At 72.2% G+C, this 20,652-nt stretch carries 19 protein-coding genes and 1 pseudogene; 13 read left to right on the top strand and 7 right to left on the bottom strand.

Annotated elements, in window-relative coordinates:
* The first annotated feature begins 136 nt into the window (after positions 1-136).
* The gene (locus tag KKR01S_RS06720; RefSeq protein WP_061225615.1) at positions 137-1,345 is read left to right on the top strand and encodes a pyridoxal phosphate-dependent aminotransferase; all 1,209 of its coding nucleotides are present in this window, start codon (positions 137-139) and stop codon (positions 1,343-1,345) included.
* A 193-nt stretch (positions 1,346-1,538) separates the two neighbouring features.
* Entirely contained in the window at positions 1,539-2,573 is a 1,035-nt protein-coding gene (locus KKR01S_RS06715; protein ID WP_055684619.1) for a 6-phosphofructokinase, read from the top strand.
* Between the two features lie 131 nt (positions 2,574-2,704).
* On the opposite strand, the gene ygfZ is transcribed toward KKR01S_RS06715, so the two are convergent.
* From ygfZ to KKR01S_RS06700, 3 genes are all read right to left on the bottom strand, one after another.
* The gene (gene ygfZ / locus KKR01S_RS06710; RefSeq protein WP_061225614.1) at positions 2,705-3,895 is read right to left on the bottom strand and encodes a CAF17-like 4Fe-4S cluster assembly/insertion protein YgfZ; all 1,191 of its coding nucleotides are present in this window, start codon (positions 3,893-3,895) and stop codon (positions 2,705-2,707) included.
* Positions 3,892-4,512, bottom strand: a complete 621-nt coding sequence (locus KKR01S_RS06705) for a nitrobindin family protein (RefSeq protein ID WP_058730692.1) — start codon at positions 4,510-4,512, stop codon at positions 3,892-3,894. Before KKR01S_RS06705 ends, ygfZ begins: the two co-directional genes overlap by 4 nt.
* Before the next feature lie 234 nt (positions 4,513-4,746).
* Entirely contained in the window at positions 4,747-5,436 is a 690-nt protein-coding gene (locus KKR01S_RS06700) for a hypothetical protein (RefSeq protein WP_061225613.1), read from the bottom strand.
* 210 nt (positions 5,437-5,646) lie between these two features.
* Here KKR01S_RS06700 and KKR01S_RS06695 point away from each other — a divergent pair, with 210 nt between their 5' ends.
* A complete protein-coding gene (locus KKR01S_RS06695; RefSeq protein ID WP_055684623.1) occupies positions 5,647-6,333 on the top strand; it encodes a winged helix-turn-helix transcriptional regulator in 687 nt (228 codons plus the stop codon).
* A 64-nt stretch (positions 6,334-6,397) separates the two neighbouring features.
* On the opposite strand, the gene KKR01S_RS06690 is transcribed toward KKR01S_RS06695, so the two are convergent.
* Together KKR01S_RS06690 and KKR01S_RS06685 are read right to left on the bottom strand one after the other, a co-directional pair.
* On the bottom strand, positions 6,398-7,201 hold the full coding sequence (locus tag KKR01S_RS06690) for a VanW family protein (RefSeq protein WP_061225612.1): 804 nt from the start codon (positions 7,199-7,201) through the stop codon (positions 6,398-6,400).
* A gap of 61 nt (positions 7,202-7,262) precedes the next feature.
* The gene (locus tag KKR01S_RS06685) at positions 7,263-8,735 is read right to left on the bottom strand and encodes an aminotransferase class III-fold pyridoxal phosphate-dependent enzyme (protein ID WP_099049749.1); all 1,473 of its coding nucleotides are present in this window, start codon (positions 8,733-8,735) and stop codon (positions 7,263-7,265) included.
* A 53-nt stretch (positions 8,736-8,788) separates the two neighbouring features.
* Between KKR01S_RS06685 and mshD the strand changes: the two are divergent.
* From mshD to asd, 6 genes and pseudogenes are all read left to right on the top strand, one after another.
* Positions 8,789-9,985: pseudogene (gene mshD, locus KKR01S_RS11335) on the top strand (mycothiol synthase); the annotation flags it as partial.
* Positions 9,986-10,015: 30 nt separating this feature from the next.
* Positions 10,016-12,280, top strand: coding sequence for an RNA degradosome polyphosphate kinase (locus tag KKR01S_RS06680; protein WP_404817468.1), 2,265 nt, complete (start codon positions 10,016-10,018; stop codon positions 12,278-12,280).
* Positions 12,281-12,376: 96 nt separating this feature from the next.
* Complete coding sequence (locus KKR01S_RS06675) at positions 12,377-13,315, top strand: NUDIX hydrolase (protein WP_058730696.1); 939 nt, start codon at positions 12,377-12,379, stop codon at positions 13,313-13,315.
* Positions 13,308-14,138, top strand: coding sequence for a thymidylate synthase (locus KKR01S_RS06670; RefSeq protein ID WP_058730697.1), 831 nt, complete (start codon positions 13,308-13,310; stop codon positions 14,136-14,138). Before KKR01S_RS06675 ends, KKR01S_RS06670 begins: the two co-directional genes overlap by 8 nt.
* On the top strand, positions 14,135-14,716 hold the full coding sequence (locus KKR01S_RS06665) for a dihydrofolate reductase (protein WP_081046210.1): 582 nt from the start codon (positions 14,135-14,137) through the stop codon (positions 14,714-14,716). The genes KKR01S_RS06670 and KKR01S_RS06665 overlap by 4 nt, the downstream gene beginning before the upstream one ends.
* 144 nt (positions 14,717-14,860) lie before the next feature.
* On the top strand, positions 14,861-16,000 hold the full coding sequence (asd, locus tag KKR01S_RS06660; protein ID WP_061225611.1) for an aspartate-semialdehyde dehydrogenase: 1,140 nt from the start codon (positions 14,861-14,863) through the stop codon (positions 15,998-16,000).
* 155 nt (positions 16,001-16,155) lie between these two features.
* Here asd and KKR01S_RS06655 read toward each other — a convergent pair whose 3' ends face one another.
* Positions 16,156-17,067 carry an Abi family protein gene (locus KKR01S_RS06655; protein ID WP_061225610.1) on the bottom strand — a complete coding sequence of 304 codons (912 nt, stop codon included), beginning with the start codon at positions 17,065-17,067 and terminating at the stop codon, positions 16,156-16,158.
* A 227-nt stretch (positions 17,068-17,294) separates the two neighbouring features.
* Between KKR01S_RS06655 and KKR01S_RS06650 the strand changes: the two genes are divergently transcribed.
* The gene (locus tag KKR01S_RS06650; RefSeq protein ID WP_061225609.1) at positions 17,295-17,708 is read left to right on the top strand and encodes a GNAT family N-acetyltransferase; all 414 of its coding nucleotides are present in this window, start codon (positions 17,295-17,297) and stop codon (positions 17,706-17,708) included.
* 117 nt (positions 17,709-17,825) lie between these two features.
* On the opposite strand, the gene KKR01S_RS06645 is transcribed toward KKR01S_RS06650, so the two are convergent.
* On the bottom strand, positions 17,826-18,356 hold the full coding sequence (locus KKR01S_RS06645; protein WP_058731140.1) for a PGPGW domain-containing protein: 531 nt from the start codon (positions 18,354-18,356) through the stop codon (positions 17,826-17,828).
* Between the two features lie 156 nt (positions 18,357-18,512).
* Here KKR01S_RS06645 and dhaK point away from each other — a divergent pair, with 156 nt between their 5' ends.
* From dhaK to dhaM, 3 genes are all read left to right on the top strand, one after another.
* Entirely contained in the window at positions 18,513-19,499 is a 987-nt protein-coding gene (gene dhaK, locus KKR01S_RS06640) for a dihydroxyacetone kinase subunit DhaK (RefSeq protein WP_058731141.1), read from the top strand.
* Between the two features lie 135 nt (positions 19,500-19,634).
* A complete protein-coding gene (gene dhaL / locus KKR01S_RS06635) occupies positions 19,635-20,246 on the top strand; it encodes a dihydroxyacetone kinase subunit DhaL (protein WP_196826217.1) in 612 nt (203 codons plus the stop codon).
* Positions 20,243-20,647 carry a dihydroxyacetone kinase phosphoryl donor subunit DhaM gene (gene dhaM, locus KKR01S_RS06630; RefSeq protein ID WP_058731143.1) on the top strand — a complete coding sequence of 135 codons (405 nt, stop codon included), beginning with the start codon at positions 20,243-20,245 and terminating at the stop codon, positions 20,645-20,647. The genes dhaL and dhaM overlap by 4 nt, the downstream gene beginning before the upstream one ends.
* Positions 20,648-20,652: the final 5 nt, after the last annotated feature.

The following is a 20,652-nucleotide window of genomic DNA, read 5'->3' as shown; positions in this document are numbered from 1 at the left end:
GCCCGCGCTCGGCGCAATCCGCCGTCGATCCCGGCCCGGGCGCAAGGCCCGACCCTAGGATGGGAGCTGGGCGGGCTGCCCGCGCCGCGGGTCCCGCACCGGCCACCGCCCCCGACGTCGAAGGAAGCCGCCGACCATGACCTCCCACGAGCGCATCTCCGCCCGCATCAGCGCGATCGCCCCCTCGGCCACCCTCGCGGTGGACGCCCGCGCCAAGGAGCTGAAGGCCGCCGGGCGCCCGGTCATCGGCTTCGGCGCGGGCGAGCCGGACTTCCCCACCCCGGAGTTCATCGTCGACGCCGCCCGGGCGGCCCTGGATGACCCGGCGAACTTCCGCTACACCCCGGCCGCGGGCTTGCCGCAGCTGCGCCGGGCCATCGCCGAGAAGACGGCGCGGGACTCCGGCTGGGAGGTGGAGGCCTCCCAGGTGGTGGTGACCAACGGCGGCAAGCAGGCGGTCTACGAGGCCTTCGCGACCGTCATCGGGCAGGGGGACGAGGTCCTGCTGCCCGCCCCGTACTGGACCACCTACCCCGAGGCGATCCGCCTGGCCGGGGGCGAGCCCGTGGAGGTCTTCGCCGGCTCGGAGCAGGGCTACAAGGTGACCCCGGAGCAGCTGGAGACCGCCTGCACCGAGCGCACCAAGGCGCTGATCTTCGTCTCCCCCTCCAACCCCACCGGGGCGGTGTACTCCCCCGAGGAGACCGCCGCGATCGGGGCGTGGGCCGCGGAGAAGGGGATCTTCGTGCTCACGGACGAGATCTACGAGCGGCTCACCTACGACGACACCCCCTTCACCTCTCTGACCGAAGCCGCCCCGCAGCTGCGGGAGAACCTGGTGATCCTCAGCGGGGTGGCCAAGACCTACGCGATGACCGGCTGGCGGGTGGGCTGGCTGGTGGCGCCGGCCGACGTGGCGAAGGCCGCGACCAACCTGCAGTCGCACCTGAGCTCCAACGTCAACAACATCGCCCAGCGGGCCGCGCTGGCGGCCCTGACGGGCCCGCAGGAGGAGGTCGAGGCGATGCGCCGGGCCTTCGACGCCCGCCGCCGGCTCATCGTGGATGGGCTCAACGCGGTGCCCGGCTTCTCCTGCCCCGTCCCGCAGGGCGCGTTCTACGCCTACCCGGACGTCACCGCCCTGCTGGGCCGGGAGATCGCCGGGCGGCGCATCGAGTCCTCCCAGGACCTGGCGACCCTGATCCTGGAGGAAGCGGAGGTCGCCGTCGTGCCGGGTGAGGCCTTCGGCCCCTCCGGATACCTGCGCCTGTCCTACGCCCTGGGCGAGGAGGATCTGCGCGAGGGCATCGGGCGGATCCAGCGGCTGCTGGCCGACGCCGCCTGAGCGCACCACCCGAGCCGACCGCCGATTCCCACACGAACCCACATGTCGGAAGTGTGACTCCCCTCGCCCTGAGGCCGTGGTTCCCCGGAATTCAACGGAACCACGGCCTCTGCCGACTCCACAGAAACGCAACCGCTCGCTAGACTGGTTCCGGTTGACGAATCCATCCGAACCATCAGTCGAGGAGACCACCATGAAGATCGGACTGCTCACCAGCGGCGGGGACTGCCCCGGCCTGAACGCCGTGATCCGCGGCGCCGTGCTCAACGGAGTCAAGACCTACGATGACGAGTTCGTGGGCTTCCGGGACGGCTGGCGCGGCCTCGTGGAGGACGACATCATGGATCTGCCCCGCACCAAGGTGCGCGGCCTGGCCCGCACCGGCGGCACGATCCTCGGCACCTCCCGCACCAACCCCTACGATGGCCCGCACGGCGGCCCGGAGAACATCTCCATCGTGCTGGAGAAGAACCAGATCGACGCCGTCGTCGCGATCGGCGGCGAGGGGACCCTGGCCGGGGCCCGCCGCCTGGCCGACGCCGGCCTGCCCGTCGTCGGGGTGCCGAAGACCATCGACAACGACCTCAACGGCACGGACTACACCTTCGGCTTCGACACCGCGGTGCAGATCGCCACGGATGCGATGGACCGCCTGCGCACCACCGGCGAGTCCCACCACCGCTGCATGGTCGCGGAGGTCATGGGCCGCCACGTCGGGTGGATCGCGCTGCACTCCGGCATGGCCGCCGGCGCGCACGCCGTGCTGATCCCGGAGCAGCAGGTGCCGATGACGCAGGTGGCCGAGTGGGCCAAGGAGGTCCACGACCGCGGCCGCTCCCCGCTGGTCGTGGTGGCCGAGGGCTTCATCCCGGAGGGCTTCGACGAGGTCATGCACGACAAGGGCGTGGAGAAGGACGGTCGCCCGCGCCTGGGCGGCATCGGCGAGTACGTGACCCGGGAGATCGAGAAGCTCACCGGCATCGAAACCCGCAACACCACGCTGGGGCACATCCAGCGCGGCGGCTCCCCCACCAGCTTCGACCGCGTGCTGGCCACCCGCTTCGGGATGAACGTGGTGGACCTGGTGCACGACAAGGAGTGGGGCAAGATGGTGGCCCTGCACGGCACCGACGTGGTGCGCGTGGGCTTCCACGAAGCCCTGGACTCCGGGCTGAAGGAGGTTCCGCAGGACCGCTGGGAGGAGGCCAAGACCCTCTTCGGACGCTGATCCCGCGTCGGCCGGGCGCCGGTGCCCACCGACGCCGCCCGGCCGAGCACGACGACGGCCCGGCCGTCCTCCCTCATCGCGAGGGGAGACGGCCGGGCCGTCGTCGTCGGTGCGGCCAGGCTAGCCGGACATCACGGCTGGCGCAGGAAGTCCGCGCGGTGCCGTCGGCCGGCCACCTGCCCGGCCTCCGGGTCCACGATCACGGTCTGGGCCGCGGCGTAGACGGTCTCCGCGGGCTCCCCGTCCTCACCGGGCTGCCCCGGATCCACCACCCGCAGGGCGGCGGCGGGGTCCACCGAGCGCTTGAGCACGGCCAGGGCGATGGGCCCGGCCTCGTGGTGCAGGGCCGCGGAGGTCACCCGCCCCACCGCACGGGTGCCACCCTCCGCGTAGACCGGCGAGCCGAGAGCGGGCAGGGTGTGCTCCGAGCCGTCCAGGTCCAGGAAGGCCAGGCGCCGGGGCGGGTGGCCCAGGTTGTGCACGCGGGCCACGGTCTCCTGGCCCTTGTAGCAGCCCTTGGCCAGGTGCACGGCGGTGCGCATCAGATCCAGCTCGTGCGGGATGGCCCGCCCATCGATCTCCCGGGCGGCGCGCGGGCGCCACTCCTCGATGCGCAGGGCCTCCGCGGCCCACAGCCCGGCCCAGCCCAGCGGCGCCGGGTCCGCCTCGGCCAGGCCCGCCAGCTCCGGCAGCCGCTCGCGCGGCACCAGGGCCTCGTACCAGGTGCGCTGGGCCCCGGGGTGCTCCGCGACGGCGGCGTAGCTGGTGCCGCCGGGCACGACGCCGGGCCACGGGTCCCGCCACACCAGCGGCAGCCCGGACTCGCCCGCGCGCGCCAGGAACGGCGCCAGCACGGCGGCATCCCGCGGGTCCACACGCAGCCCCACCACGGCCCAGTCCGCGGCGGCCGCCCGGACCTGCACCCGCAGCATGAAGCGCATCGAGTCCAGGAACGCCGTCAGCGGCTGCTCCTGCCCCGGCTCCACGATCAGCAGGATCCGGTCCTCGCCGATGATCGCGTGGGGGACGTACTCGAGCCGCCCCTGCGCGGAGAGCAGGGCCAGCTCCGCGGAGGACCCGGCGGGCAGGCCGGTGAGCACCTGGGAGGACAGGGTGGTCAGCCAGCTGGCCCGGTCCTGCCCCGTCACCTCGACGACGCCCAGGTGGGATGAGTCCACCAGCACCGGGGAGGCGGGGGTGGAGCGGGCCAGGCGGCGCTGTTCGCGCAGGGGGTCGCCGTAGTGGGCGGGGACCGCCTGGTCCGGGGCCTCCGCCGGCACCGCGCCGTGCCGGTCCAGCAGGGGTGAGCGTTCGGGACTCACCGCACCACCTCGGCCGCGTCCGTGCGGCGCAGGCGCGCGGAGGCGTGGGAGGCCATCTCGTGCCCGAGGGCGGCCATGTCCCAGGCCCACATCAGCTCGCCGTTGACCAGCCCGTACATCCGGGAGGCGGCGGTGTACTCCTTGGCTCCCTCGGCCCGCATCACGGCGTCGGTGGCCATCTGGATGCGGGGCCCGTCGATGACGCCCACGTACAGCTCGCTGACCCCGCCGGGGTGGTTGATGTTCGCGGTGATCTCGAAGCCGCCCTCCTCTCGGCGCAGCCTCTCCACGTCCGCGGCGGTGGCCAGAGTCGGTTCGGCCGCGCCGGGGATGAGCCCGGGGCCGAGGTCGCCCTCCTGCAGCTTCCGGCCCAGCTGCCAGAAGCCGGTCTCCACGCTGATGGGGCGGGTGCGCTGCCCCTCCTCGTCCAGCAGGTAGGACTCGGCGCGGTACTCGATGAACGGCAGGCCGGACTGGGTGAAGGAGACGATCTGCCCGAACTGCCGATCGGGGACGTCCTGGCCGTAGCCGAGCACGCCCACGCCCTCCCACTGGCCGAGCAGCCAGGCGAAGGGGACGAGCTCGGGAGTCATGTCTGAGGGGATCTCGATAGCCATGGCCCCATCCTAGGCGCGCAGCCTCAGGCCCGCGCGGGCTTTCCCTCGGACGCGAACGGGCCCCGGGCGGCAGTGCCCGGGGCCCGTTCGCGCGACCGCCGCGGCGGTCAGCGTCGATGGGTCACTTCTGGCCCTTGAACAGCCGGGCCACCACGAGGACCGCGGAGCCCGCGATGCCCAGGGAGGCCAGGCCCAGCAGGGACAGGAAGAAGATCTCGAGTGCCATGATCATGGTCACCAAGCTACCACGCGCAGCAGCAGGAAGGTTCCGGCGCAGCCCAGGATCCCGAAGAACGCGACCGGCACCAGCCCGAGGGTCACGGCCCCGCGCCGCGGGCCATCCGCAGGCCCCGCCGCGATCAGCCGGACGCCGACCCCGGCGATCAGCACCGCGATCACCGCGCCGCAGACCCACACGGCCCACCCGGCCCGGGTCTGCTCGTGCACCAGGGCCATCGCGATCCACCCGGCGGAGCTGACCGCGGCCAGCACCCCGGTCACCGCGGAGATCACGGACTCCAGCCGGGCGGGCGCCCCCTCCCCGCGCACCAGCTCCCCGATGAAGCAGGCCAGCACCCCCACGGCGACGACGGCCGGCAGCAGCGTCACCAGCGAGGCCGAGGCCGTCAGCAGCACGACCGCGCAGGCCGCCAAGCCGCTGGCGCCGATGATCCCGGTGTGCACCGGCACCACCTCCCCGCCGCGCTGCTGGGCCACCCCGGAGGCTGCCGGCCACCCCCACGCGATGACCAGGACCATCACGACGGTGGCCACCGCGGAGGCCTGCGGGGCCCACACCGCGCACAGCAGGGAGACGGCCAGGCCCAGGACGGCGGATCCGGCGACGAGCCGGTAGCGGGAGGGGCCGGAGCGCCCGGCGCTGCGCAGCCGCTCACCGCGGGTGGGAGTCGCTGACGGGGTCACGGCGGGCGGGCCTCCTGAGTCGATCGGGGCGGGCGACGGCGCGGGGCCGGCACGGGCCTGGCGGCGCCCGAGGGCGGACGGTGCCGAGTCTACCGGGCGCCGTGGCCGACGTCGGGGGCGCGCCGGGTCCCCGCGCCATCGGCCTATACTGTGCTCGTCCGCACAGACGCGGTCGCATCCCGCACCCGTGACCGAGGGAAGGAAGCCTCCGTGTCCCAGATCCTCGTCCTCAGCGACACCGCCGAGCAGGCCGCGGCGGCCCTGCCCGCCCTGGAGCTGCTCGCCCATGACGTGCACCGCGTGGGCCTGGGGACGAGCCTGGACTCCATCCGACGCCACGGCCCGGACCTGCTGCTGCTGGATGCCCGCGCGCAGGTGCTGCAGGCGCGCAACGCCGCCCGGCTGCTGCGCGCCCAGGCCCCCGAGCTGCCGATCCTGGCGGTGCTCACGGAGGGCACGCTCAGCGCGGTGACCCCCGAGTGGCCCGTGGACGACTTCCTGCTGCCCGACGCCGGCCCGGCCGAGGCCGAGGCGCGGCTGCGCCTCCTGCTGGGCGCCCGTCGCAGCCCCACCCCCGCCCCCGCTCCCGCCGCGGAGCTGATCCGGTGCGGGGCAGTCGTCGTGGACGAGGCGGGCTACAGCGCCCGGATCGACGGGCAGCCGCTGAACCTGACGTACAAGGAGTTCGAGCTGCTGAAGTTCCTCGCGCAGAACCCCGGGCACGTGTTCACCCGCGCCCAGCTGCTCAGCGAGGTGTGGGGCTACGACTACTACGGCGGCACGCGCACCGTGGATGTGCACATCCGGCGCCTGCGGGCCAAGCTCGGGGCGGATCACGAGCAGATGATCACCACGGTGCGCAACGTCGGCTACTCGATGCACGCGCCGAAGGGCTGACGGCTCAGCCGCTCGCGGCCCCGGGTTTGGCGGCCAGGATGGTCCCGCGCACCAGCTCGCGGTCTTAGCACACCAGGGCGTCGTTCTCCAGGAGGCGCTCGCGCCCGATGGTGTCCCCGGTGCGTCGGCTGCGGGTCTCGCGCACGATGACGTTGTGCCGACGCACCTGGGCGGCCCCGGCGTCGTCGGCGTCCTCGTAGAAGTACGCGTCCTCCTCGAGGATGTGGTATTTGAACTCCCCCGGCCGCTCCGCGCGCAGCTGGCCCCGCAGGTGCTCCCCGTCCACGGCGACCCGGAACTGGTGGGTGCGGTCCGTGCCGTTGTGCACCCGATAATCCAGGAAGTTGTAGATGATCGAGGTCCCGGTGCCGTAGGGGATCTGGCGCTTGAAGTCCGGGAACAGGTCCAGCCCGGAGTGGTGGTGGTGCTCGGTGATGGTCAGCTCGGAGTGCAGCGCCATCCAGTGCAGCAGGTTGGTGAACTGGCACATCCCGCCGCCGATGCCCGACTCCGCGTGGTCCCCCTGGATGACCACCCCGGGCTGGAAGCCGCGGGCGGCGGTGGGGTTGCCCACCAGCCGCCAGAAGGAGAAGGTCTGCCCCGGCCGGATCAGGATCCCGTCCACCAGGGGGGCGGCGATGGCCAGGGACCGGGCCTTGCCCTCCTGCAGGTGCTGCTCCGTGCTGCCCAGGCGACGCCGGATCAGCGAGTTGTGCCCGTAGATCCGCGTCGGCAGATCCTCGGCGCTGCGCGGCGCGGCGAAGCTCCGACGCCGCGGCAGGTCGGCCAGGTGCCGCTGCAGGCGCTGCCGCTGGATCGCGATCTGATACGTCAGCGGGGAGATGTCCGAGAAGAGTCTGCGAGCCATATCACAGAAGATAGCCCACGGCGCGGCATCCGCCCAGCCCCGTCCCGCGGCCCGGCACGGCTCAGTCCTCCATATCCTTCGCCGCGGCCCGCCGGGCCGGCAGCATCTCGCGGTCCACCCAGCCGAGCACCTCGTCGAGGATCGGCAGGACCTGCTCCAGCTCCTGGGTGGTGATCGTCAGGGGCGGACTGACGTGCAGGGTGTTCTCCCGCCCGAAGGTGCTGAAGCCCCGGTCGTACAGCCGACCGATGATCCGCTTCATCACCGGGTCCGAAGACCGGTACCCCACCAGCGGGGTGCGGGCCTCCCGGTCCGAGACCAGCTCCACCGCGGCGAACATCCCGAGGTGGCGCACCTGGCCCACGCACTCGTGCTCCCGGGCCATCCGGTCCAGGAAGTCCGCGAGCACCGGGGCGGTCTGCGCCACGTGCTCCAGCACCCCGTACTGCTCGTAGGCGTCCAGGGCCGCGTTGGCCGCGGCGCACGCGAGGGTGTGCCCGGAGTAGGTGAGCCCGCCGGGCAGCGGGTGCTCCTCGAAGAACCGGGCGATCTCCCGGGAGACCAGCACCCCGCCCAGCGGCACCGCCGCGTTGTCCACGCCCTTGGCGAAGGTCATCAGATCCGGCACGACGCCGAAGCCCTGCCAGGCGAACATCGTCCCGGTGCGCCCGAAGCCGGTCATCACCTCGTCGAAGATCAGCAGGATCCCGTACCGGTCGCACAGCCGCCGCAGCCCGGGCAGGTAGCCCTCCGGCGGGATGATGACGCCGTTGGCCCCGACCACCGGCTCCACGATGATCGCGGCGACCGTCTCCGGGCCCTCGAAGCGCAGCTGGCGCTCCAGATCCGCCAGGGCCCGCTCCGTGGCCGCGGCGTCCGCAGCCTCGCCGGACCAGCCGTCCTGGTACGGGTGCGGGGACAGGAACTTCACGAAGCCCGCGCCCGCGCCCTGCTCGGCCCCGAGCCGGCGCCAGTCCCCGGTGGCCTGCGCGGCCCCGGCCGTGGCCCCGTGGTAGCTGCGGTAGCTGGAGAAGACCTTGGTCCGGCCCGTGACGGTGCGGGCGATGCGCAGCGCGTGCTCGTTGGACTCCGCCCCGCCGTTGGTGAACATCACCCGGGCGAAGTGCTCCCGCCCGGCCAGGGCGACCAGGCGCGCGGCCAGCCGAGACTTGGGCTCGGTGGCGAAGGCGGGGGACATGAAGCAGAAGCGGCGGGCCTGCTCGGCGATCGCCTCGGCGATGCGGGGGTGGCCGTGGCCGAGGTTGGCGCAGACCATCAGCGAGGACATGTCCGCGATCCGCCGACCGGTCTCATCCCACAGCCAGATCCCCTCCGCCCGGGTGATGGTGTGCACCGGGCCCCCGGAGACGGACCAGGACTGCAGCACGTGATCCCGATGCTGGGCGGCGATCTCCTGGGTGTCGATCCCCAGAGTGTCGATCTCCGAGGTCCGGCCCGGATCCGCACCGGGCGCGGGATCGGCCTGCCCGCAGGCGTCGGAGACGGGGGTGATGCGGGCGGAGGTGACGGTCATGGCGGGCCCTTCTTCGTGCCGGAGGTCGTCCCGGGGCGGGTCCGGCGCGGCGTATGGCGAGCCTAGGAGCCGCGTGTTTCCCGCGCATTGCCGCCGGACGACGAGCGCGCACCGTCGGAACGACGTCTGCGCCGTCGCACCGGGCGGGCAGTAGACTGGGAGCAGTCGTCGCGCGTGCGCGGCGCGATCCTGGCCGCGAGAGAAACGGGAACGTCCACGTGTCCACTTCCGCCGAGCTGCACACCCAGAACCCCTCCCAGACCCCCAGCGGGCAGCCGCACCCCGCGGTCCTCGCCCCGACTCCCGAGCGCGTGCGCGCCGTCGAGCGCCTGGCCGAGCAGGCCCGCGAGCACGACGGCGCCGCCCCCTTCTCCGAGCAGACCCTCGTGCAGCTGCGCCGGGCCGCCCGCGACGACGCCGAGCGGATCCTGCTGGTCATCGCCGAGGAGGACGGGCAGGCGCTCGCCGCGGCCGTGGCCACCGCCCCGGACCCGCAGGACGAGGAGTCCACCGGCACGCTGGAGGCCGTCGTCGCCCCCGATCGACGCGGCGCCGGGCTCGGCCGGGCCCTGCTGGAGACCGCCCTGGGCGAGGAGGGCCTCGGCGAGGACCTGCCCCGCTACCGCGCCTGGGTGCACGGCTCGGGGCTGGCCGGGGACTCCCGGGAGTACTCCGCGCCCCTGGCCGCCGTGCAGCTGGCCAAGGACCTCGGGCTGCACGCGGTGCGCGAGCTGTGGAAGATGCGCCTGGAGCTCACCGATGCCGCCCGCCGCTCGATCGCCGAGCAGGCCGCCGCCCATGAGCCCGCCGCCCCGGTGCACCTGCGCACCTGGACCCCCGAGGACGCCGAGGCCTGGCTGCGCCTGAACGCCCAGGCCTTCGCCGAGCACCCCGAGCAGGGCCGCCTGACCCGCGCGGACCTGGACGCCCGCACCGCCGAGGACTGGTTCCGCCCCGAGGGCTTCTTCCTCGCCGAGACCTCCGAAGGCGCCGACGGCGGCTCCGGGCTGCTGGGCTTCCACTGGACCAAGATCGAGACCGATCAGCAGGGCCCGCGCGAGGGCGAGGTCTACGCCGTCGGCGTGGCCCCGGACGCGCAGGGCACCGGGCTGGGCAAGGCCCTGACCTTGGCCGGCATGGACTGGCTGGCGCGCCTGGGCACCGGCGAGGACGCGCAGGAGGAGCCGCTGGCCGCCATCGTCCTGTACGTGGACGCGGACAACGCCCCGGCGGTGAGCCTGTACCGCTCCCTGGGCTTCGTCCCGTGGGACGTGGACACGATGTACGCCCCCGGGCCCGCCGGGCAGGACGACGCCGCCCCCGCCCCGAGCGCGAACCTCACCCGCCCGGCCGAGATCTCCGACATCGCCAAGATCGAGCGCGCCGAGACCCGCGGGGACCGCATCGACGAGCCCGAGCACTTCTCCACCCCGCTGCTGCAGGGGGACTTCGGCTCGGAGCGCTTCCTGGACCGGGAGACCTCCTGGCTGGACTTCAACACCCGGGTGCTGGAGCTGGCCGAGGACCCGAACCTCTACCTGCTGGAGCGGCTGAACTTCCTCTCCATCGTCGCCTCCAACCTGGACGAGTTCTTCATGGTCCGGGTCGCCGGGCTCAAGCGGCGCATCGCCACCGGCATCGCCGTGCCCTCCGCGGCCGGGCTGACCCCGGAGGAGCAGATGGAGGAGATCTCCGAATCCGCCCACCGGCTGCAGCAGCGCCACGCGCAGGTCTTCCAGGAGCAGGTGCTGCCCCGCCTGGAGGAGGAGAACCTGTTCATCGTCGGCTGGGAGGACCTGGAGGAGGAGGCCCGGCAGCGGCTGTCCGCCGAGTTCCAGGAGCGGGTCTTCCCGATCCTCACCCCGCTGGCCGTGGACCCGGCCCACCCCTTCCCGTACATCTCCGGGCTGGCCCTGAACCTCGCCGTCATCGTGCGCAACCCGCAGACCGGCAAGGAGCTGTTCGCCCGCGTCAAGGTCCCGGACCAGCTGACCCGGATGATCTCCGTGGACGGGCCCAAGACCACCAACTCCTCCTCCCGCCCGGCCCGGTTCATCCCGCTGGAGACCGTCATCGCCCAGCACCTGGACCAGCTGTTCCCCGGCATGGAGGTCGTGGAGCACCATGTGTTCCGGGTGACCCGCAACGAGGACCTGGAGGTCGAGGAGGATGACGCCGAGAACCTCCTGAAGGCCCTGGAGAAGGAGCTGCTGCGCCGACGCTTCGGCCCGCCCGTGCGCCTGGAGGTGGAGGACTCCATCAACCCCGCGATCCTGGACCTGCTGGTCTCGGAGCTGCGCATCGACGAGTCCGAGGTGTACCAGCTGCCCGCCCCGCTGGACCTGCGCGGGGTGTCCAACATCGTCAAGGTCAACCGGCCCCGGCTGCACTACCCCACCTATGTGGCCCACACCAGCCGCTTCCTCAACGCCGCGGAGACCGCCAAGGCCGCGGACGTGTTCGCCGCGACCCGGGACCACGACGTGCTGCTGCACCACCCGTACGACTCCTTCGCCACCAGCGTCCAGGCCTTCCTGGAGCAGGCCGCGGCGGACCCGAACGTCATGGCGATCAAGCAGACCCTGTACCGCACCTCCGGGGACTCCCCCATCGTGGACGCCCTGATCGAGGCCGCGGAGGCCGGCAAGCAGGTGCTGGCCCTGGTGGAGATCAAGGCGCGCTTCGACGAGCAGGCCAACATCTCCTGGGCCCGCAAGCTCGAGGAGGCCGGGGTGCACGTGGTCTACGGCATCGTCGGGCTGAAGACCCACTGCAAGCTGTCCCTGGTGGTGCGCCGGGAGGCCGACGGGCTGCGCCGGTACTGCCACATCGGCACCGGCAACTACCACCCCTCCACCGCCCGGTTCTATGAGGACCTCGGCCTGCTGACCTGCGATGCGCAGATCGGTGAGGACGTCTCCCGGCTGTTCAACCAGCTCTCCGGGTACGCCCCGAAGACCACCTTCAAGTCCCTGCTGGTGGCCCCGCGCTCGCTGCGCTCGGGCCTGATCGACCGGATCAACCGGGAGATCGCCCACCAGCGGGCCGGGCTGGCCGCGAAGATCCAGATCAAGTGCAACTCCATGGTCGATGAGGCGATCATCGACTCCCTGTACCGGGCCTCGCAGGCCGGGGTGCGCGTGGACGTCGTCGTGCGCGGGATCTGCGCGCTGCGCCCGGGCGTGCCGGGACTGTCCGAGAACATCACGGTGCGCTCCGTGCTGGGCCGGTTCCTGGAGCACTCGCGGGTGTTCACCTTCGCCAACGGCGGCAAGCCGGTGGTCTACATCGGCTCCGCGGACATGATGCACCGGAACCTGGATCGGCGCGTGGAGGCGCTGGTGCGGATCAAGGACCCGGTGCACGTGGAGTACCTGCTGACCCTGTTCGACCTCTACCTCTCCGAGCGCACCTCCACCTGGCACCTGGACGGCGACGGCGTGTGGACCCGCCACGCGCTGGACGCCCAGGGGCGCCCGCTGATGGATGTGCAGAGCCACTACCTGGAGTCCCGGGCCCGGCAGGGCTCCTCCTCCCGAGGCTGAGCCAGCCTCCCGCGGGTCCCGCCGCCCCGGCGCGTCGGGGCCCCAGTGCGCGCGCAGCCGTCATCGATCCCCTCACCCGAAGGAAGCTCCCCGATCATGTCCAAGCCCTCTTTCCCCGCCGTCGTCGCCGCCGGCGCCCTGTGCTGGCGCGAGCGCGAGGGCGTGCTGGAGGTCCTGATCATCCACCGCCCCAAGTACGACGACTGGTCCTGGCCCAAGGGCAAGCGCGACGACGGCGAATCCGTGCCGCAGACCGCGATCCGGGAGGTCGCCGAGGAGGTGGGCCTGAGCATCACCCTGGGCGCCCCCCTGGCGGTGACCACTTACCAGGTCAAGCAGGGCCGCAAGGACGTGCACTACTGGGCCGCGCACGTGCCCGCCTCCGCCCAGGCCCACCAGGACGGCGGCGAGGTGGACGAGCTGCGCTGGGTCACCCCGGAGCAGGCCCGGGACCTGCTGACCAACGCCACGGACACCGAGCCCCTGGACCGGCTGGTGGCCCTGCACGAGGCGCAGGACCTGCGCACCCGCGCCGTGATCGTGGTGCGCCACGCGAAGGCCAAGCCGCGCTCGTCGTGGTCCCGGGCCGAGGGCGATCGGCCCCTGGCCGCGACCGGCAAGCGCCAGGCGGTGGCCGTGGGGAAGCTGCTGGCGGCGTGGAAGCCGCAGAAGGTCATCTCCAGTCCGTGGGTGCGCTGCATGCAGACGGTCGCCGGGTACGCGAAGGCCGAGGGCCTGGCGATCAAGGAGAAGAAGCGCCTGACCGAGGCTGAGCACTCCCGCAAACCGGGGAAGGTGGAGAAGCTGATGGAGGCCGTGTTCGAGTCCGGGACCTCCACCGTGGTGTGCACGCACCGGCCGGTGCTGCCCACGGTGCTGGCCGTGGTGGATCGGCACCTGCCCAAGGCGCTGCGCGCCCAGCTGCCCACCGAGGACCCGTACCTGAGCCCCGGGGAGATGATCGTGCTCAATGTGAGCCGGAAGCACCGAGGCCGCGTCGTCTCCCTGGAGCAGGTGAAGCCCAGCGATGACTGAGACGACGTCGATCCCCACGCCCTACGAGGACCTGCTGCGCGACATCCTCGCCCACGGCGCCCACCGTCCGGACCGCACCGGCACCGGGACCACCGGGGTGTTCGGCCGGCAGATGCGCTTCGACCTGGCCGCGTCCTTCCCGCTGCTGACCACCAAGCGGGTGCACTTCAAATCCGTGGCCCTGGAGCTGCTGTGGTTCCTGCGCGGCTCCTCCAACGTGCGCTGGCTGCAGGAGCGCGGGGTGAGCATCTGGGACGAGTGGGCCGATGAGGACGGCGAGCTGGGCCCGGTCTACGGGGTGCAGTGGCGCTCCTGGCCCACGCCGTCGGGCGGGCACATCGACCAGATCGCCCAGGTGATCCGCTCCCTCCGGGAGAACCCGTTCTCCCGCCGGCACGTGGTCTCCGCGTGGAACCCGGCCGAGGTGGAGGACATGGCCCTGCCCCCGTGCCACGCGCTGTTCCAGTTCTACGTGGTTCCGGATGCCTCCGGGGCGCCGCACCGGCTGTCCTGTCAGCTGTACCAGCGCTCCGCGGACATGTTCCTCGGGGTGCCGTTCAACATCGCCTCCTACGCGCTGCTGACCCTGCTGGTCGCCGATCAGGTGGGTCTGGAGCCCGGGGAGTTCGTGTGGTCCGGCGGGGACTGCCACATCTACGACAACCACCGGGAGCAGGTGGCCGAGCAGCTGAGCCGCGAGCCGCGCCCGTACCCTCAGCTGCGGTTCCGGCACCGCGACTCCCTGGATGCCTACGAGTACGAGGACTTCGAGCTGGTGGGCTACGACCCGCACCCGACGATCAAGGCGCCGATCGCCGTATGAGCGGGGTGGGCCCCGAGCTGGCGGCGATCTGGGCGCAGGCCGCCGGAGAGGTGATCGGACGGGACGGGGGGATGCCGTGGCACTGTCCCGCGGACTTCGCGTTCTTCCGCGAGCGCACGATGGGCTATCCGGTCATCATGGGCCGGGCCACCTGGCAGTCCTTCCCGCAGCGGTTCCGCCCCCTGCCGGGGCGGACCAACATCGTGCTCTCGCGCACCGTCTCCCCCGGGGAGCACGACGGCGCCCGGTGGGTCCGCGATCTGCCCGAGGCCCTGCGGGTCGCCGCCGAGGCGCCCAGTGGGTCGGAGCGGATCTGGCTGCTCGGCGGGGCGTCCCTGTACGACCGGGCGCTGGGGGCCGAGGACCTTCCGGTGGTGCGCGGGGGCCGGGTGTCCCGGGTGCTGGTCACGCAGCTGGACGCCGAGGTGCCCGGAGACGCCCGCGCCCCGCAGCTGGGCCCGGAGTGGTCCGTGCGGGAACTGGGCTCCGGCGTCGACCCGAAGGCCCGGGTGGCCGGTCCCGACGGCGCCCTGTCCCCCGCGGCGCTGCCCTATCGCTTCCTGGAGGCCACCCGCTGAGCTCACGCTCCGCGGCCGTTTGGGGAGCGGTCGGCCGGTTGTGGAGCGGCCTCACCGCTTCGCAACCCGCCGACCGCTTCCGAAACGCCCGGCCACCGCGGCGCGGCCCCCACCCGGCGGGGCATCTTCCGTAGACTGGGGCCCATGACTTTCCACCCTGGAGATCCCGTAGGATTCGTCGGCTGGCGCGGCATGGTCGGCTCCGTGCTGATGCAGCGCCTGGAGCAGGAGGGGGACTTCGCGGACTTCACCCCCGTGTTCTTCTCCACCTCCGCCGCCGGCTCCCCCGCGCCGACCTTCCGCGGCGCCGAGGAGCCCAGCACCCTGCAGGACGCCCACGACCTGGACGAGCTGGCGCTGCTGCCGGTCATCGTCACCACCCAGGGCGGGGATTACACGAAGGCCGTGCACGGGAAGCTGCGCGAACGCGGGTGGGACGGGCTGTGGATCGACGCCGCCTCGACCCTGCGCCAGGAGCCGGGCTCCGTGATCGTGCTGGATCCGGTGAACAGGGACGTCATCGACCGGGCCCTGGAGGCCGGGATCCGGGACTTCATCGGCGGCAACTGCACCGTGTCCTGCCTGCTGATGGGCCTGGGCGGACTGTTCCGCCGCGGGCTGGTGCAGTGGAGCACCGCGATGACCTACCAGGCGGCCTCCGGCGGCGGGGCCCGGCACATGCGCGAGGTGCTGGCCGGGTTCCGCGACGTCGCCGGGACCGTCGCGCAGGAGCTGTCCGATCCGGCGTCGGCGATCCTGGAGGTGGACCGGAAGGTGCTGGCGATGCAGCGCTCCGGTGAGCTGGACACCACCCAGTTCGAGGTGCCGCTGGCCGGCTCCCTGATCCCGTGGATCGACGCGGATCTGGGCAACGGGCAGTCCCGCGAGGAGTGGAAGGCGGATGCCGAGACCAACAAGATCCTGGGCCTGGACGGCGATGACCGGGTGGTCATGGACGGGCTGTGCGTGCGGATCGCGACGATGCGCTCCCACGCCCAGGCCCTGACGATGAAGCTCACCGAGGATCTGTCGGTGGAGGAGATCGAGCGGATCATCGACGAGGACAACGAGTGGGCGCACGTGGTGCCCAACACCAAGGAGGACACGATCCGGGACCTGACCCCGGTGGCGGCCTCCGGGTCCCTGCGGATCCCGGTGGGGCGCATCCGCAAGCTGGCGATGGGCCCCGAGTACATCTCCGCCTTCACCGTGGGGGATCAGCTGCTGTGGGGCGCGGCCGAGCCGGTGCGCCGGATGCTGAAGATCGCCGTCGGCACCCTCTGACGGGCGGCCCGGCCCCGGGCTGGCCCGGCCCCGCCCGCCCGCCCCGGCTTTGGGAGGGGTTTCGGCGTTTGGGAGCGTTCTCGCGGCTCCCAAACACCGAAACCCCTCCCAAACGGGCACGGAAGGAGGGCGCTGGCGGCTCGACCGCGGGACGGTCAGACTGCACGATCGGGGAACCACAGCGGGTCCTCCGCCATCCCCTCGGGGATATCCATCTCGGTCAGCCACGATTCGTCCGCGCCTAACAGCAGCCGATGCAGATCCCGGATGACGGACGCAGAGGGATCCACGGTGCGCACGATGAAGACGGCGAGGGAGAGCGGATAGTTGATCCGCTCCGTGTCGGCGCCCGCCAGTGAAGGTTCCAACAGCCCAGGAAGACGACGGATCGTCGCCACGCGCAGGGAGGTCCTCCGGTTCCAGACGCGCGCATGGTGGGCAGATCGATTGCGCAGAACCGTGAAGACGCGCAGAAACCTGGAGAGCACCTCGGGCGGCAGCCCGCATTCCCGGGCGATCCCCTTGCGGAGGCTGTCCTCACGGAGGTTGTCATACCACTTGGAGAGGAGCCCCAGACTCATGATCTCCGCGGCCATCCAGATCGGGGGCAGCGGATCCTGGTACTTGTTGCGGAACTCCTCGATGAACTGCTCCGGTGCCCCGCCGGTCATGCACTCTTCCAGTTTGCGCCGGTCTCGACGGAACGCCGGGGCGGAGGAGTACAGGGTCTCGTCCAGGTATCCCATGGGCCCGTGCGCCTGACCCAGATGGTTCGTCATCGCAGCCCGCAACCAGGCTTCGATGGAATGGGATAGGCGCATGATCTGCGATCGCAGCTGCGCATCGAAATCGTAGAGGCGCAGTACCTCGTCCAGGGTGGCGCCGGGTTCGAGGACCTCCCATTCCTCTCCGTAGAACCACCACAGGTAGCCCGCCAGACGGTAATAGCTCATCCGGTGCAGTGTCAGTTCGATCTTCTCGGCCGGTGCGTCAAGGCCTCGGCTGCGCAGCCGCAGCGCCTGATCCCGCAGGGAGAGGGACGGTTTGGTGTAAGGGGCCTTGGACATGAAGAAACCCGCCTATTTGAGGATCTGCTGTCACCAGCAGACTAGCCTTGGCGGGTCTTGTTGTCTCTCATTCTACCGCATCGCCGCGGGCTTCGTCGGCCGTTCCCCACCCCCGCCTCAGCTGTGGGAGGGGTTTCGGCGTGTGGGAGCGTTCTTGCGGCTCCCACACGCCGAAACCCCTCCCAAACGCGGGCAGAGACGGCGCGGGCGGCGGATAGGGTGAGGGGATGGAGATCTGCGCGACCCGGGCGCTGGAGCGCGCCGAGCTGATCCGCCTGTACGACGCCGTCGGCTGGTCCGCCTACACCCGCGAGCCGGAGCTGTTCGGCCCGATGGTCGACGGGGCCTGGCTGGTGCTCGCGGCGCGGGAGGGGGACCGCCTCGTGGGGCTGGTCCGGGTGGTCGGCGACGGCGCCACCGTCGCCTGCATCCAGGATCTGCTGGTGCTGCCCGAGCATCAGGGCTGCGGCATCGGGAGGGCGCTGCTGGACCGGGCGCTGGAGGCCTGCGCGGGGATCCGCCAGATCTACATCACCACGGACGACGCCGCCGCGAACCAGCGGGTCATCGATCTCTACCGCTCGCTGGGCTTCCGCCCCACCCCGGAGATGGGGCTGACAACCCTCACGCTGCAGCGCTGACCCGCCGCCCTGCCCTCCCCGGCCCCGGTTTTGGGAGGGGTTTCGGCCTTTGGGAGCGTCCTCGTGGCTCCCAGACGTCGAGACCCCTCCCAAACGCGGGGGGGGGGACGCTACGGCTCAGGCGCGGGCGGCCGGGCGGTGCGGGGCGCAGCAGTGGCGGGAGTGCCAGGCGGCCTTGATGCGCGCCTGCCGCACCTTCGCCTCGGCGCGCCGCTCGGCCCGACGGACTCGGCGCTGGGCCTTCGCCGCCCGGCGCTCGGCCCGCCGCGCCTGGATCCGATGCCACACGGCCAGCACCTTGGCCTTGGCCCACTGGTTGAAGCGGTGCACGATCGGGTACTCGGTGGCCAGCACGCCCAGCCCCAGGAAGATCGCGAGCCACCCCGGGCCCGGGGTCACCAGCATGACGACGCCGGCCAGCACGATCACCCCGCCGACCAGGGTCACCAGGGTCTTGTGGACGAAGCGCAGCACCGGGTGGCGATGGGTGAAGGCCTTGAAGCGCCCCAGGGCGCGGTGCACGCGCCCCTCGCGCTGGCCCTGTTCGATCTCCCGCTCCAGGGAGGAGGCGGGCTGGGTGCGCACCTCGACGGCAGCCTCGGCGGAGGCGGTGCTCGGGTGCGTGCGGACTGCGGTGGATGATGCCATCAGTCGGTATCCTACGGCCTGGTCTCCCGGGAATCCATGCCCTGGCCCACCAACGCCGCCTCTCCTCTCGGATTCTCCGGAAACACACCGGCGGCGCACCGGAAACACCCCGCTCAGGTCCTTGTCCGCGTCGGCGGCCGGTGGTGTGATGGCGGTATGAAGAAGCTCATCAACGATCCCGCCGACGTGGTCCGCGATTTCCTCACCGGATTCGCCGCCGCGCATCCCACCACCCACCGCGTGGACGCCGAGCAACGCCTGGTCCTGCGCTCGAGCATTCAGGAGGGCAAGGTCGGCGTCGTCTCCGGCGGCGGCTCCGGACACGAGCCCCTGCACGCCGGCTTCGTCGGCCCCGGGATGCTCGACGCCGCGGTGTGCGGGGAGGTCTTCACCTCTCCCGTCCCGGACCAGATCCAGGCCGCCACCGAAGCCGCTGACACCGGCGCCGGGGTGCTGCACATCGTGAAGAACTACACCGGCGACGTCATGAACTTCGACATGGCCGCGGAGCTGGCAGAGGACACCCGAGTGGAATCCGTGATCGTGGCCGACGACGTCGCGGTGGAGGACTCCTCCTTCACGGCCGGTCGCCGAGGGGTCGGCGGCACGGTGTTCGTGGAGCGCCTGGCCGGGGCCGCGGCCGCCGAGGGTCGGGACCTGGACGGCGTCGTGGCCGTCGCCCGGAAGGCCGCCGAGTCCTGCCGCTCGATGGGGGCGGCCCTGACCTCCGGCACGCTGCCCGCCCACGGGAAGCCGTCTTTCCAGCTGGGTGAGGATGAGCTGGAGCTGGGCGTCGGGATCCACGGCGAACCCGGTCGCTCCCGTGAGCCGATGGCCCCCGCCGCGGAAATCGCCCGGAAGCTCACCGAGCCCGTACTCGCCGAGATCCCCTCGGGCCAGCCCGTCATCGCGATGCTCAACGGCATGGGCGCCACTCCCCTGTCCGAGCTGTACCTGATGTACGGCGAGGTCGCGAAGGTCCTGGCCGAGCACGAGGTGGAGGTCGCCCGCGTGCTGGTGGGCGACTACATCACCAGCCTGGACATGGCCGGCTGCTCCCTGACCCTGATGCCCGCCGATGACGACCTGCTGCGCCTGTGGGATTCCCCCGTGGACACCCCCTCGCTGCGCTGGGGAGCCTGAGACTCCCGGACGATGCCGCCCGGGAGCCGGGCCGATTCTCGGCCCGTCCCAGCCCCGATACCCCGTCCGCCGCGGCCCGAGTCCGGGAGGCCGCCTCGGATGTCACCCCGTTCCCGGACGGATGCGAGGAGAAGCATGGATACCGCCGATGCCGCCACATGGGTCGAGCGCGCCGCCGCGCTGATGCACGAGCACGCCGAGGAGCTGACCGAGCTGGACGCCGCGATCGGGGACTCCGATCACGGGGCCAACATGGATCGCGGCTTCGCCGCCGCGGCCCGCCTGGGCTCCGCGGATTTCGACGACGCCGCGGCGTACCTGAAGAAGGTCGGGATGACCCTGGTCTCCACCGTGGGCGGGGCCTCCGGCCCCCTGTACGGGACGTTCTTCCTGCGCTTCGCGAAGGCCTACGATGCCGGGCAGGATCCGGCGTCGGCCTTCGCCGCGGCCTTCGAGGCCGGGGCCGAGGGCACAGCCGAGCGGGGGAAGTCCCAGGAGGGCGAGGCGACGATGCTCGATGCGCTGCTGCCCGCCTCCCGGGCCCTGACCGAGAAGAGTGGGGACGGGCTGGGTCCCGCCCTGGAGGCCGCGCAGCGGGCCGCCGAGGAAGGGGCCGCCGCGACCGAGGACATGGTGCCGACCAAGGGCCGGGCCAGCTACCTGGGCGAGCGGGCCAAGGGCCATCGCGATCCCGGGGCGGCGTCGGCCGTGCTGCTGGTGCGCGCCGCACGGGAGGTGCTGGCATGATCGGGATCGTCATCGCCTCTCACTCCGCGCCGCTGGCCGAGGCGGCCCGGGAGCTCGCCCTGCAGATGGTCGCCAAGAATCCGCCGGCCCTGGAGCTGGCGGCCGGCACGGAGGACGGCGGGCTGGGCACCGACGCCGCGAAGATCGTGGAGGCCGTGCAGCGGGCCGATTCCGGAGACGGGGTCGTGGTCCTGATGGACCTCGGCTCGGCCGTGATGTCCGCCGAGATGGCCGTGGAGATGCTCGAGCCGGAGCTGGCCGAGCGCACCCGCCTGTCCCCCGCCCCGCTGGTGGAGGGCCTGGTGGTCGCGGCCGTCACGGCCGCTTCCGGCGGGGACCTGGACCGCGTGGATTCCGAGGCCCGCGGCGGCCTGCGCCCCAAGGAGAAGCACCTGGGCTGACGCAC

Origin of the sequence: Rothia kristinae NBRC 15354 (genome assembly GCF_001570865.1) — a bacterium.
In the GTDB taxonomy this organism is placed as follows: Bacteria; Actinomycetota; Actinomycetes; order Actinomycetales; family Micrococcaceae; genus Rothia; species Rothia kristinae.
The sequence above is the reverse complement of the archived record's forward strand: the minus strand, read 5'-3'. Positions and strand labels throughout refer to the sequence as shown.

Bases quoted from the DNA above. Each gene is read 5' to 3' on its own strand.
- KKR01S_RS06720 (WP_061225615.1), top strand. From the start codon at position 137: ATGACCTCCCACGAGCGCATCTCCGCCCGCATCAGCGCGATCGCCCCC.
- KKR01S_RS06715 (WP_055684619.1), top strand. From the start codon at position 1,539: ATGAAGATCGGACTGCTCACCAGCGGCGGGGACTGCCCCGGCCTGAAC.
- KKR01S_RS06705 (WP_058730692.1), bottom strand. From the start codon at position 4,512: ATGGCTATCGAGATCCCCTCAGACATGACTCCCGAGCTCGTCCCCTTC.
- KKR01S_RS06690 (WP_061225612.1), bottom strand. From the start codon at position 7,201: ATGGCTCGCAGACTCTTCTCGGACATCTCCCCGCTGACGTATCAGATC.
- KKR01S_RS06685 (WP_099049749.1), bottom strand. From the start codon at position 8,735: ATGACCGTCACCTCCGCCCGCATCACCCCCGTCTCCGACGCCTGCGGG.
- KKR01S_RS06680 (WP_404817468.1), top strand. From the start codon at position 10,016: ATGTACGCCCCCGGGCCCGCCGGGCAGGACGACGCCGCCCCCGCCCCG.
- KKR01S_RS06675 (WP_058730696.1), top strand. From the start codon at position 12,377: ATGTCCAAGCCCTCTTTCCCCGCCGTCGTCGCCGCCGGCGCCCTGTGC.
- KKR01S_RS06670 (WP_058730697.1), top strand. From the start codon at position 13,308: ATGACTGAGACGACGTCGATCCCCACGCCCTACGAGGACCTGCTGCGC.
- KKR01S_RS06665 (WP_081046210.1), top strand. From the start codon at position 14,135: ATGAGCGGGGTGGGCCCCGAGCTGGCGGCGATCTGGGCGCAGGCCGCC.
- asd (WP_061225611.1), top strand. From the start codon at position 14,861: ATGACTTTCCACCCTGGAGATCCCGTAGGATTCGTCGGCTGGCGCGGC.
- KKR01S_RS06655 (WP_061225610.1), bottom strand. From the start codon at position 17,067: ATGTCCAAGGCCCCTTACACCAAACCGTCCCTCTCCCTGCGGGATCAG.
- KKR01S_RS06650 (WP_061225609.1), top strand. From the start codon at position 17,295: ATGGAGATCTGCGCGACCCGGGCGCTGGAGCGCGCCGAGCTGATCCGC.
- KKR01S_RS06645 (WP_058731140.1), bottom strand. From the start codon at position 18,356: ATGGCATCATCCACCGCAGTCCGCACGCACCCGAGCACCGCCTCCGCC.
- dhaK (WP_058731141.1), top strand. From the start codon at position 18,513: ATGAAGAAGCTCATCAACGATCCCGCCGACGTGGTCCGCGATTTCCTC.
- dhaL (WP_196826217.1), top strand. From the start codon at position 19,635: ATGGATACCGCCGATGCCGCCACATGGGTCGAGCGCGCCGCCGCGCTG.
- dhaM (WP_058731143.1), top strand. From the start codon at position 20,243: ATGATCGGGATCGTCATCGCCTCTCACTCCGCGCCGCTGGCCGAGGCG.